Source organism: Rhizobiaceae bacterium, from assembly GCA_023953845.1.
GTDB lineage: Bacteria > Pseudomonadota > Alphaproteobacteria > Rhizobiales > Rhizobiaceae > Arvimicrobium.
On the sequence record JAMLJC010000001.1, the window covers coordinates 2,565,050 to 2,577,542 of the forward strand.

Consider the following 12,493-nt stretch of genomic DNA (forward strand, 5'->3'; position numbering starts at 1 on the left):
TTCGATCATGGTCTTGTCCACCATGGCGGCAGCGATATCAAGCGCCATAGCCGTACCTCCTGCGGCTCCAGGCCTGGATGAGGTTGATCAGGAAGAGCATGACGAAGGAGAGCACCAGCATGACCGCGGCGATCGCGGTCGCCCCGGCATAATTGAACTCCTCCAGCTTGATGACGATGAGCAGCGGCGCGATCTCCGAGACATAGGGGATATTGCCCGCGATGAAGATCACCGAGCCGTACTCTCCGACCGCGCGGGCGAAGGCCAGCGCGAAACCGGTCAGCATCGCCGGCGCAAGCCCCGGCAGGATGATGCGGAAGACGGTCTGGAAGCGGCTTGCGCCGAGCGTGGCGGCAGCCTCCTCGACCTCACGATCGATCTCCTCCATGACCGGCTGCACGGTGCGCACGACGAACGGCAATCCGATGAAGATCAACGCGACGACGATGCCGAGCGGCGTGAACGCGACCTTGATGCCGAGGGGCGCGAGGAACTGCCCGATCAAGCCATTCGGCGCATAGATGGCGGCGAGCGAGATGCCCGCCACCGCTGTCGGAAGGGCAAAGGGGAGGTCGACCGCCGCATCGAGGATGCGCCGGCCGGGAAAGCGGTAGCGCACGAGGACCCATGCGACGATCATGCCGAAGACGGTGTTTACGATGGCGGCCGCCAGCGAGGCCCCGAAGCTGATCTGCAGCGCCTTGATCACACGCGGATCGCTGGCGATTGCCCAGAAATCGTTCCAGCCGAGATCGGCCGAGCGCCACGCGATGCCGGCAAGGGGAATGAGGATGATCAGCGTGAGGTAGACGATCGTGAAGCCGAGCGTCAGCCCGAAACCCGGGATGACGCTCGGCTTCCTGAACGCCCAGCCCCCGCGCGTGGCGGCGGCCGTACTCATCAGTTCGACGATGCCGGCTTGTAGATCTGGTCGAAGATGCCGCCGTCACCGAAGTGATAGGGCTGCGCCTTCGACCAGCCGCCGAAGATCGGGTCGTCGATCGAGACCAGTTCCAGCTTCGGCAGGTTCTGCAGGATCTCCGCCGGCACCACCGCCGGGTTGGACGGGCGATAGAAGTGCTTCGCCGCGATCTGCTGGCCTTCGTCGGAGTAGAGATAGTTCAGGTAGGCTTCCGCCACCTTGCGCGTGCCCTTGGCGTCGACATTGCCGTCGACGATGGTCACCGGCGGTTCGGCGAGGATGGAGGAGGGCGGCACGACGATGTCGAACTGGTCCGCGCCGAACTCCGCGCCGGCGAGCGCCGCCTCGTTCTCCCAGGCCAGCAGCACGTCGCCGATCTGCCGCTGCGCGAAGGTGGTAAGCGAGCCGCGCGCGCCGGTGTCGAGCACCGGAGCATGCTTGTAGAGGTCGCCGACGAAGCCCTTGATCTTCTCTTCGTCGCCGCCGAACTGCTTATGGGCCCAGGCCCAGGCCGCGAGATAGTTCCAGCGGGCGCCGCCGGACGTCTTGGGGTTGGGCGTGATGATCTGCACGTCGTCCTTCACCAGATCACCCCAGTCCTTGATTTCCTTCGGATTGCCCTTGCGGACGAGGAAGACGATGGTCGAGGTGTAGGGCGACGAGTTGTTGGGCAGGCGCTTGCGCCAGTCGGCCGGTATCTTGCCGCTCTCCCGGGCGATCGCGTCGATATCGCTTTCCAGCGCGAGCGTCACCACATCGGCGTCGAGCCCGTCGATGACGGCGCGCGCCTGCTTGCCGGAGCCGCCATGCGAGGCCTGGATGGTCACAGTCTCGCCGGTATCGGCTTTCCACTTCGCGGCGAAAGCCGCGTTGAATTCCTTGTATAGCTCCCGCGTCGGATCATAGGAGACGTTGAGGAGCGTTGTGTCCGCGAAGGCGAACCCAAGGCCGCCGAACTGCATGCCGGCGGCGACGATGGAACTGATGAGGACTGATCTGCGTGAAATGGTCATGTCGTGGCCTCCACGTTTTAACGCTGGGACTTTGCGCGAAATGACCTGCCGTGTCGGGGCAGCGAACAATGAAATTTAGGGTACTCCGCACAAATTTTTAGTGCCGGCCGCCGCTTTTCGGGAAATGGTGTGCTACGGGCGGGACCATTGGCTCAGAACCGCGCAAATTTGCTGCCTTTGAAAAGCGCAGGAAATTCTGCGCTTGCCCGCCGTGACGGTCAAGCGTCGCGTCCGGCGACATTCGCGCGCAGTTCTAGACGAAAGGCTTTCCCGTCTCGAACTTGCGCGGGATCAGCCGCTCGAAATAGGCCATTCCCGCCTTGGAGAGATGCGTGCCGTCCTTGTCGAGGAAATTGTCGGGCATATGCCGCGTCTTCGCCGCGACATTGCCAAGGGGCACCCGTTTCAGCACCGTCTTGCCGTTCTCGTATTTCAGCGCGATCGAGGCGCCGCCCTGTTCGGCGGTTGCGACGGCGAAGGCGCCGGCCCTGAAGGCCTCCCGCGCGTCGGTCCTGCTGATCGCGCCGATATAGCCGCGTGGGATGTAGCCGAGCGCGTCGACACGGGCGCGCTTGCCCGGCAGGCCTTCCGCCAGCGCCAGTTCCAGCGCGCGGTTCAGGTCGCTGCCTGAGAGCTTTATGTTGCCATGCGCGTCGCGTTCGAGCCTGTCGGCCGGAACGAGGCTTTCGAGCAGCGCCTTGCCGTCGGCGGTCGTGACGCCCTCCGACACCGCGACGACACAGCGCTTGTGCTTGTCCACCGTGCGCCTGACGTCGTCGATGAATTGTTTCGTCGAGAACGCCCTTTCCGGCACGTAGATCAGGTGCGGGCCGTCGTCCTCGTCGCGCCATGCCGCCGACGCCGCCGTCAGAAAGCCGGCATGCCGGCCCATGACGATGCCGACATAGATGCCCGGCAGCGCGCGGAAATCGAGATCGACGCTTTTGAAGGCCCCGGCGACGAACTCGCCTGCCGAGATGAAGCCCGGCGTATGGTCGTTCTCCATCAGATCGTTGTCGATCGTCTTCGGCGCGTGCATGAACACCATGGAGCCGCCGGCCGCGTCGGTGAGAATCTGCTGGGTGCCGGACGTGTCGTTGCCGCCGATATTAACGAAGACGTCCGCTTTGACCTTCTTCAGGCCTTCCAGCACCTGCGCCGTATAGGCTGCGTCCGGCTTGTCGCGGGTGGAGCCGAGCGCCGCGCTCGGCGTGTTGGCGATGCGTTTGAGGTCGGCCTCGGGGATCTTGTGCAATTCGACGAACTTGCCGTCGCGGATGCCGCGCACGCCATGCAGTGCGCCGAGCACCTTTGATTTCGGATAGCGCTTGCGCGCTTCCAGCGCGGCGCCCACCATCGTCTGGTTTATGACGGCGGTCGGCCCGCCGCCCTGGGCGATCACGAAGGTCTTCGGCATGGTCTCGCTCCCGGAAAACCGATATGCGCCCGCCGGAAGGCTTCGCGGGCGCCGAGTCATATTAATCGGTTTAAAGGAACAGGGAAAGCGAGGAATGCGCTTCGGGCTGCGTCAACCCACCACGATGGGCGTCTTGCCGTTGACCCTTGAATACAGGTCGATGATGTCCTGGTTGATCAGACGCACGCAGCCGGACGACATGGCCTGCCCGATCGACCACCATTCCGGCGAGCCGTGGACGCGATAGCCGGTGTCCTGTCCGTCCTTGAAGATATAGAGAGCGCGGGCGCCGAGCGGATTTTCGAGACCGCCCGGCTGGCCTCCGGCCCATTTGGCGAGTTCCGGCTTGCGCGCGATCATTTCCTTCGGCGGCGTCCATGTCGGCCATTTGCGGCCGTACTGGATGTTGGCGCGGCCGTTCCACTCGAAACCCGCCTTGCCGATGCCGACGCCGTAGCGGATGGCGTCGCCGCCCGACTGCACGAGATAGAGGAAACGCTCCTGCAGCCGCACCACGATGGTGCCCGGCGCCTCGCCGGTCGGATCGACCACCACCTGCCGGCGCCATTTCGGCTCGATCTTCTTGAACGGCACTTCCGGCACCTGAAAGCCCTCGTCCGTCAACGAGGCATACATGAGTTCCGGGCTCTTCACCGCCGCGTCGATGCTGATCTGCGGCCGGATCGAGCCGGTCGAGGCATAGTCCAGATTGAGCGACGGCACCTCGAGCGTGTTGCTGCAACCGGCCGAGAGCGCGGCTGCGCCGAGGCCGAGCAGGGCGGCGCGGCGCGTCAGGGCATGATCGGCGACAGGGGATTCAATGTCTGCGGCAGGCAGCGAGGATTTCGACACGAGAACACACCATCCAGTGTCCGGCGACACAGCCGGGATTTATCCCGCATTGTCTGCATTCATGGTTGAGAAAGGGTAAATACAATGGAATCAATTATTTATTGAAGCATTTCCGGCCTCTCCCGACGATCTGCCGCACAATCTGCACGACCCGCCACGAACTATCCCATTTTGCGTCACAATCTCATCCGCAGTCGTGCTTATCCCTCGTCGGCATCAAGAGGGACATCATGAGCGACCACATCAAATTTGAAGTTATGATCTATTGCGCGGCCCTGCTTGCCGTGGTCGCCGGCATCAGTTCGAACCTCGATCTCGGTACGCTGCTGCAAACCGCGCTGGGCATCCGATGATGCCGGCCGATTCACAGCGGCTCTTGCAGCGCGGCAGCGGACGCGCTCTCATCCTTGGCGATTTTCGCGAGAGATCGAGGCGTGAGCAGCACCATTCCGCATCCGAACTGGTTCTCCAGAACAGACCTGACCGCGGGCGTCGTCAGGTTTACGGAACCTTTCGTGCATGAATATCTGCGCGCCAACATCTATTTCCTGCCGGGCCGCGACGTCGACCTTCTGGTCGACACGGGCATGGGACTGGCCCCGCTCGCGCCGGTCCTGCCGCTGACGCCCGGCAAGCCGCTGCTGGCGGTGGCGACCCATATCCATCTCGATCATGTCGGCTCGCTGCACGAATTTGCCGAACGCGCCGGCCCGCGCGCTTCGGCGGACGCTTTCGCCACGATGCCGGAAAAGCTCACCTACGCCGACGCGCTGCGCAACCTCGTCGATCCGCTCGGCGCGCAACCGTCGGCGGATTTCGACATCGCGGAATACCGGATCGGGCCGGCGCCGCTGACGCGCGTGCTTGCGGAAGGCGACACGATAGACCTCGGCGATCGTGTGTTGCGCGTGCTCGAACTTCCCGGCCATTCCCCCGATTCGATCGGCCTGCTCGACGAGGTGGACGGTCTGTTCTTCTCAGGCGACGCCATCTACGACGATACGCTGATCGACGACCTGCCGGATTCCGACAGGACGGACTATCGCGAGACGATGAAGCGCATTCTGGATCTGCCGGCACGGCTGGTGCTGGGCGGTCATGGCGAGCCTTTCGACGGCGACCGGATGCGCGAGATCGCGCGGGGCTATCTGACGCGCTGACAGGCGGCGCCGGGCGCGAAAAATTCTCTTTACATCCCGTCCGGCCGGGGGATTTATCCTGTCGTTAAACGGTAGGAGTCCCGCATGTCCTTCGAAACCTGGGCAGCCTTCGCGGCCGCATCCGCCGTATTGCTGGTGATACCCGGCCCCACCATCCTGCTGGTCGCCTCCTACGCGCTGGGGCAGGGATGGCGCACGGCGCTGCCCATGGCCGTCGGCGTGGCGCTCGGCGATTTCACGGCCATGACGCTGTCCATGCTGGGCATCGGCGCGCTGCTGGCGGCTTCGGCCACGGTCTTCACGGTCCTCAAATGGATCGGCGCGGCCTATCTCGTCTATCTTGGCATAAAACTGTTCCGCGCCGGCGGCGCGCTCGACGCAAGGCCGCGCACGGACACGGCGTCGGCCGGCAAGATGCTTGCCCACGCATGGCTGGTCACCGCGCTCAACCCGAAGAGCATCACCTTCTTCGTCGCCTTCCTGCCGCAGTTCATCAGCCGGGACGCGGATTTCCTCACGCAGATGGTCGTCTTCGAGGTGACGTTCCTGACGCTCGCCTTCGCCAATGCGTTCGGCTACGCGCTGGTCGCCTCGCGGGCGCGCAACCTCGTCCGCAACCCGCGCGCCATCACGATGTTCAACCGCGCCGGCGGCACGCTGCTGGTGGGCGCCGGCGTGGCGACGGCCGCGATCCGCTCGGGGCACTAGCGATGGCGGCGTTGCGCGACAATCTCGGCCTCGCCGTCACCGGAGCGACGCCTGAAGCGCTCGGCCGCTACGAAGAGGCGATGCACCAGTTGCAATGCTTCATCGGCGATCCGGTCGCATCCATAGACAAGGCGATCGCGGCGGCGCCGGGCTTTGCGATGGCGCATGTCTTCAAGGGCGTCATGTTCGGCCTTTCGACCGAGCGCGACGCCATGCCTGTCGCGCGCGAAGCGGCAGCCACCGCCGTGAGACTGGCCGGGAACGACCGCGAGCGCGCTCACGCGGCAGCCCTCGGCCAGCTTGCGGAAGGCGGCTGGCATCGCGCCGCCGCCATTCTCGAAGACCTGACCATCGACGTGCCGCAGGATGCGCTGGCGCTGCTTGCCGGGCATCAGATCGATTTCTTCACCGGCAATGCCCGCATGCTGCGCGACCGCATCGCCCGCGCCCTGCCGGTCTGGTCTGAAGCCATGCCGGGCTACCATGCCATCCTCTCCATGCAGGCTTTCGGCTTCGAGGAGACGGCGGACTATGCCCGGGCCGAGGCCTTCGGCCGCCGCGCCATCGATCTTCAGCCCCGCAACGGCTGGGCGCAGCATGCGGTGGCGCATGTGATGGAGATGCAGAGCCGGCAGCATGACGGCATACGCTGGATGCGTGACAACGAGGCCAACTGGACGAGGGAGAATTTCCTTCAGGTCCACAATTGGTGGCATCTGGCGCTGTTCCACTACGATCTCGGCGAGACGGAGGAGATGCTGGCGCTCTATGACGGCCCGATCTACGGGGCGCGCTCGACGTTGGCGCTGAACATGGTAGACGCCTCGGCGCTGCTCTGGCGGCTCCATCTCGGTGGCTTCGATGTCGGCGACCGCTGGCAGGCGCTGGCCGCCAACTGGTCGCCCAAGGCGAAGGCCGGAAACTACGCCTTCAACGACGCGCACGCCATGATGGCCTTTGTCGGCTCGGGGCTTTCGGGCGCGGCCGACGGCCTCATCGCCGCCCAGCGCGAGGCAATGGCGGCAGACGACGACAATGCCGGCTTCACCCGCGATGTCGGCCACCCGGTGTGCCTCGCCATCCGCGCCTTCGGCGACGGCAATTATGCCGAGACCGTCCGCCTGCTGCGGCCGGTGCGCGCCATATCCGGCCGCTTCGGCGGCAGCCACGCCCAGCGCGACGTCATCGACCTGACGCTGGTCGAGGCCGCGATCCGCTCGGGGCAGACGCATCTGGCGCAGGCCCTCGCGGCCGAGAGGCATTCCGCGCGGCCGGACAGTCCGCTTTCGGCGCTCTTTGCCCGGCGCGCGGCGCAAATGGCCGTCGCCTGACGCAATCCATGGCGGAAAACACGCATTGCCTGTCTTTCCATATTCGCATCGATTGAATTCTTGATATGAAGCCCTGAGCCGGCTCCCGGAGGGGAAGATGCCGGAAGGGAGGAATGCATGTATCTCGGGCTCGATCTTGGCACTTCCGGCGTCAAGGCCCTGCTTATCGACGGCGAGCAGAGGATCGTCGGCACCGGCCATGGCGATCTCGACGTGTCGCGTCCGCATTCGGGCTGGTCGGAGCAGGCGCCGGCGGACTGGCTGCGCGCCACCGGGGACGCCATTGTAGCGCTGAAAGCGTCCCATCCGAAGGAGCTGGCGGCGGTGATAGGCATCGGCCTCTCCGGCCAGATGCATGGCGCGACCCTGCTCGACAAGGCGGATGCCGTGCTGCGGCCCTGCATCCTCTGGAACGACGTGCGCAGCCATGCCGAGGCGGCAAAACTCGATGCCGACCCGCGCTTCAGGAAGATCACCGGCAACATCGTCTTTCCCGGTTTCACCGCGCCGAAACTCGTCTGGGTCAAGAACAACGAGCCGGACATCTTCGCCAGGGTGGCGAAAGTGCTGTTGCCGAAGGATTATCTGCGCCTCTGGCTGACCGGCGAGCATATCTCCGAAATGTCGGATTCCGCCGGCACGTCATGGCTCGACGTCGCGGGGCGGCGCTGGTCGAGTGAACTGCTCGCGGCGACCGATCTTGATGAAAGTCAGATGCCTTCGCTGGTCGAGGGTACCGACAGGGCCGGGACGCTCCGTTCCGAACTGGCGTCGAAATGGGGCATGACGGGAAGCGTGGTCGTGGCGGGCGGCGCCGGCGACAACGCTGCCTCCGCCTGCGGCATGGGCACGGTCGCGCCCGGCAACGCCTTCGTCTCGCTCGGCACTTCCGGCGTGCTCTTCGCGGCGAACGGCGCCTATCTGCCGAACCCGGAAAGTGCCGTCCACACCTTCTGCCATGCCCTGCCGAAGGCATGGCATCAGATGGGCGTCATCCTTTCCGCCACCGATTCGCTCAACTGGCTGTCGGACATCACCGGCAAGGGCGCGGCGGAACTGACGGGCACACTCGGCGAAGACCTGAAGGAACCGGGAAGCGTCACTTTCCTGCCCTACCTTTCCGGCGAGCGTACGCCGCACAACGATGCCGCGATCCGTGGCGCCTTCGTCGGGCTGGAGCACGAATCCGGCGTGCCGGCATTGACTCAGGCGGTGGTCGAAGGCGTCGCATTCGCCTTCCGGGATTGCCTGGAGGCGCTGGCCGCCGCCGGCACGAAGCTCGACCGTGTCACCGCGATTGGCGGCGGCTCGCGTTCGCGCTACTGGCTCCGTTCGATCGCCACGGCCCTCGGCATTCCCGTGGACATTCCGGCGGACGGCGATTTCGGGGCGGCCTTCGGCGCGGCCCGGCTGGGCCTGATCGCGGCCGAGAACGCGGACCCGTTGTCGGTCTGCACCTCGCCGGCGACCGAGGAGACGATCGAACCCGGGAAGAATCTGCTTCAATCCTATGCCGATGCCTATGCGCACTACCGCGCGCTCTATCCGGCCATCCGTGGAACGATGCGCTGAGATGACGATCCGGGGTGTTATGCATCATGTCTGAGCGAAGGCTGAGCCAGATCACGCTGACGCGTGCGAAGACTGGTGTCGCCCGGCCCGGCTACGACCGCTCGCGCGCTTCCGGTATCGTCCATCTCGGCGTCGGCGCTTTCCACAAGGCGCATCAGGCCGTTGCGACCGACGACGCGATGAATGCGGCCGGCGGCGACTGGATGATCACCGGCGTTTCACTGCGCGCGCCGAAGGTCGCGGAGGAGCTCAATCCGCAGGATGGCCTCTACACGCTCCTCGTGCGCGACACGGAAGGCACCGCGGCGCGCATCGTCGGGAGCATCGGCAAGGTGCTTGTGGCGCCGCAGGGGCCTGTCACGGTGCTGGACGCCATCGCCGCGCCCGCGACCCGGATCGTCAGCCTGACCATCACCGAGAAGGGCTACGGCATCGATCCGAAAACCGGCGGCCTCGACCGCGCGCAGGCGGCGATCGCGGCGGATCTGGAGAATCCCCGTCGCCCGCAAAGCGCGGTGGGCTTCATCGCGGAGGGCTTGCGTCTGCGCCGCGAGCGCGGATTGCCGGCGCTGACCGTCCTCTGCTGTGACAACCTTCCGCACAACGGCGCGAAGCTGCGGCGGCTCGTTCTCGACTTCGCCGGGGCGCTGGATGCCGGCCTCGCCGCCTTCATCGAGGCGGAAGTGCCGTTCCCGTTGACCATGGTCGACCGCATCACGCCCGCAAGCACCGATCGGACGCGCGAAGACGCGCGCGCCCTGACCGGGCTCGACGATCTGGCGGCGGTCGAGACCGAACCTTTCACGCAATGGATCGTCGAGGACCGCTTCGCGTCCGGAAGGCCGGACTGGGAGGCCGGCGGCGCATTGTTCGTGACCGACGTCGCGCCCTACGAGAAGATGAAGCTGCGCATGCTGAACGGCGCGCACTCCCTGCTCGCCTATTCCGGCTTCATCGCGGGGCACGCCCATGTGCGCGACGCCATGGCCGACGAGGAGCTCGCGACGATCGTCGCGCGTCACATGGCGGAGGCCGCGAAGACGCTCGATCCCGTGCCGGGCATCGATCTGGAAGCCTATGCCCGCGATCTGCGCGCCAGATTCGCCAACCGCGCCATCGCGCACCAGACATATCAGATCGCCATGGACGGTACGCAAAAATTGCCCCAGCGTCTGCTCGAACCGGCAATGATCGCCCTCAGCCGGGGCTTTCCGCCGGATAGCTATGCCTTCGCCATTGCCGCGTGGATGCGCTATTGTCTGGGCATGGACGAGAGCGGCAAACCATACGAGTTGCGCGATCCGCGCGAAGCGGAAATCGCTGCGCGTCTGCGCAAGGCGGCCCGCGACTCGAACTCGGTGGTCGACCTTCTTTTCGACCTGCCGGGCCTGTTCGAACCCGCACTGGCGTCGTCTCCGGAATTCCACTCGGCGGTCAATACGCGACTGGAACTGATGCTCTCGCGCAGCATGCGCCACGCGATCTCCGCCGAGGCCGAGAAGGCGCGGGGGGCGTAGTCAGGCATACGGACGTCACCCCCGCCGCATCGCCATCGGCGGTCTGCCGAACGCCTGCGAAAATGCGCGCGAGAATGCGGCTGCGCTCGAAAAGCCTGTGCGTGCGGCGATCTCGGTCATGGGCACGCCGGTGTCGAGCACCAGCCTCCGCGCCGCGTTGAGCCTGAGGCGCAGATAGTAGGCGCCGGGCGTCTCGCCGATGGAGCGGCCGAAGATCAGTTCCAGCGTGCGCGGCGTGATGCCGGCCCTCCGCGCGATTGCCGCGACCGTCAGAGGCTGGTCGACATGCGCCTCCATCAGCCGGATCGCCTGCGCGAAGCGCGGATCGTAGCCGTCCAGCCGGCCGAGCGAGACCAGCGGCTGCGCATCGGTCGCGGCGCGCGCCTGATCGTAGATGAAGACCGATGCGACATCGAGCGCGACGGCCATGCCAAGGCGCGAACGCACCAGATGCAGCATCAGGTCGAAGGCAGGCGAAGCGCCGCCGGAGGTGAAGATCGGGCCGTCGATGACGTAGCGGTCCGGCTTCACGTCCGCGCCGGGAAAGGCGGCGGCGAAATCCTCCAGATCCTCCCAGTGTGTCGTCGCCTTGCGTCCTTCCAGCAGCCCGGCATGACCGAGCAGCCATGTCCCGGCCTCGACGCCGCCCACCGCCCGCGCCGAACGCGCGATGCGACGGATCGCTCCGTTCAAGGCGGGCGTGCCGAGATCGCGTGTGCCGAAGCCGCCCACCACGATCAGCACGTCGGGTTTGCCGGCCGCGTCGAAGCGTCCATCGACCGCGATGGGCAAGCCGGACGTGGTCACCGGCGGCTCGCCGTCCACCGAGACGATGCGCCAGTCGAAATGCCGTTCGCCGACGATGCGGTTCGCCGCGCGCAGCGGGTCGATGGCCGAGGCGACGCACATGATGGACGTGCCGGTCAGCACCAGAAAGGTGACCGCGAGCTTTGAACGTTCGGGCCGAAAGATGGTTGGTTTTTCGCTTTTCATCAAACGCTGTTCGTAAAACGTAAAGCAGCGTCCGGCAAGTCGCGCGATGTTGCGCCCGTACTTGCTAGGAGGAGGACGTCATGCCGCTCGAGATGAACCGCGAGGTCTTTATCACCTGCGCCGTCACCGGTTCCGGTGGCACGCAGGATCGCAGCCCGCACGTGCCGCGCTCGCCGAAACAGATCGCCGAGTCGGCCATCGATGCGGCGAAGGCCGGCGCGGCCATCGTCCACTGCCATGTGCGCGATCCCGAGACCGGCAAGCCGCGCCGCGACGTGCATCTCTACCGCGAGATCACCGAGCGCATCCGCGCCGCGGATGTCGACGTGGTGCTGAACCTCACCGCCGGTATGGGCGGCGACATGGTGTTCGGCGACGTCGAGAACCCGCTGCCGCTGAAGGCGCAGGGCACCGACATGGGCGGCGCGTCGAACCGCGTCGAGCATGTGCGCCAGTGCCTGCCGGAAATCTGCACACTCGACTGCGGCACCATGAACTTCAACGAAGCCGACTATGTGATGACCAACACGCCCGGCATGCTGCGCGCCATGGGCGGCATGATGACGGCCATGGGCGTCAAGCCGGAGATCGAGGCTTTTGACACCGGCCATCTCTGGTTCGCTAGGCAACTGGTCGAGGAAGGCGTGCTTAAGCCCGGCGCGCTGGTGCAGCTCTGCATGGGCGTGCCGTGGGGCGCGCCGGACGATTTGAACACCTTCATGGCGATGGTCAACAACGTGCCGAAGGAGTGGACCTTTTCCGCCTTCTCGCTCGGCCGCAACCAGATGGCCTATGCCGCGGCCGCCGTGCTCGCCGGCGGCAATGTCCGCGTCGGGCTGGAGGACAATCTTTGGCTCGACAAGGGCGTGCTGGCGACCAACGCGCAACTGGTCGAGCGCGCGGCAAACATCGTCACCAATCTCGGCGCCCGCGTCATCGGACCGGAGGAAGTGCGCAGGAAGCTGGGCTTGACCAAGCGCGCGCCGGTGGCGGCTTGAGGGGGAGACA

11 protein-coding genes are annotated in these 12,493 nt (G+C 65.7%); 6 read left to right on the top strand and 5 right to left on the bottom strand.

The window, feature by feature from the left end; genetic code table 11:
• Window positions 1-37: 37 nt before the first annotated feature.
• The 4 genes from cysT to M9955_12465 form a co-directional block, all read right to left on the bottom strand.
• Window positions 38-901, bottom strand: coding sequence for a sulfate ABC transporter permease subunit CysT (gene cysT, locus M9955_12450; protein ID MCO5082451.1), 864 nt, complete (start codon window positions 899-901; stop codon window positions 38-40).
• A complete protein-coding gene (locus M9955_12455) occupies window positions 901-1,935 on the bottom strand; it encodes a sulfate ABC transporter substrate-binding protein (GenBank protein ID MCO5082452.1) in 1,035 nt (344 codons plus the stop codon). The genes cysT and M9955_12455 overlap by 1 nt, the downstream gene beginning before the upstream one ends.
• A 253-nt stretch (window positions 1,936-2,188) precedes the next feature.
• Entirely contained in the window at window positions 2,189-3,352 is a 1,164-nt protein-coding gene (locus tag M9955_12460; protein MCO5082453.1) for a diphosphate--fructose-6-phosphate 1-phosphotransferase, read from the bottom strand.
• Between the two features lie 111 nt (window positions 3,353-3,463).
• Complete coding sequence (locus tag M9955_12465) at window positions 3,464-4,204, bottom strand: L,D-transpeptidase (protein ID MCO5082454.1); 741 nt, start codon at window positions 4,202-4,204, stop codon at window positions 3,464-3,466.
• 446 nt (window positions 4,205-4,650) lie between these two features.
• On the opposite strand from M9955_12465, the gene M9955_12470 reads away from it, so the two are divergent.
• The 5 genes from M9955_12470 (at window position 4,651) to M9955_12490 (ending at window position 10,492) form a co-directional block, all read left to right on the top strand.
• Window positions 4,651-5,364, top strand: a complete 714-nt coding sequence (locus M9955_12470) for an MBL fold metallo-hydrolase (protein ID MCO5082455.1) — start codon at window positions 4,651-4,653, stop codon at window positions 5,362-5,364.
• A gap of 84 nt (window positions 5,365-5,448) precedes the next feature.
• Window positions 5,449-6,072 (top strand): LysE family translocator, encoded by a 624-nt coding sequence (locus M9955_12475; GenBank protein MCO5082456.1) that lies wholly within the window; start codon window positions 5,449-5,451, stop codon window positions 6,070-6,072.
• Window positions 6,073-6,074: 2 nt separating this feature from the next.
• Window positions 6,075-7,403 carry a tetratricopeptide repeat protein gene (locus M9955_12480; GenBank protein MCO5082457.1) on the top strand — a complete coding sequence of 443 codons (1,329 nt, stop codon included), beginning with the start codon at window positions 6,075-6,077 and terminating at the stop codon, window positions 7,401-7,403.
• Window positions 7,404-7,520: 117 nt separating this feature from the next.
• Window positions 7,521-8,975, top strand: coding sequence for a xylulokinase (gene xylB / locus M9955_12485; protein MCO5082458.1), 1,455 nt, complete (start codon window positions 7,521-7,523; stop codon window positions 8,973-8,975).
• A 26-nt stretch (window positions 8,976-9,001) separates the two neighbouring features.
• Window positions 9,002-10,492, top strand: coding sequence for a mannitol dehydrogenase family protein (locus M9955_12490; GenBank protein MCO5082459.1), 1,491 nt, complete (start codon window positions 9,002-9,004; stop codon window positions 10,490-10,492).
• A 15-nt stretch (window positions 10,493-10,507) separates the two neighbouring features.
• Here the strand turns inward: M9955_12490 and M9955_12495 are convergent, their stop codons facing one another.
• Window positions 10,508-11,488 carry a GlxA family transcriptional regulator gene (locus tag M9955_12495; GenBank protein ID MCO5082460.1) on the bottom strand — a complete coding sequence of 327 codons (981 nt, stop codon included), beginning with the start codon at window positions 11,486-11,488 and terminating at the stop codon, window positions 10,508-10,510.
• Window positions 11,489-11,565: 77 nt separating this feature from the next.
• Here M9955_12495 and M9955_12500 point away from each other — a divergent pair, with 77 nt between their 5' ends.
• Window positions 11,566-12,483, top strand: a complete 918-nt coding sequence (locus M9955_12500) for a 3-keto-5-aminohexanoate cleavage protein (protein MCO5082461.1) — start codon at window positions 11,566-11,568, stop codon at window positions 12,481-12,483.
• The last annotated feature ends 10 nt before the right edge of the window (window positions 12,484-12,493 follow it).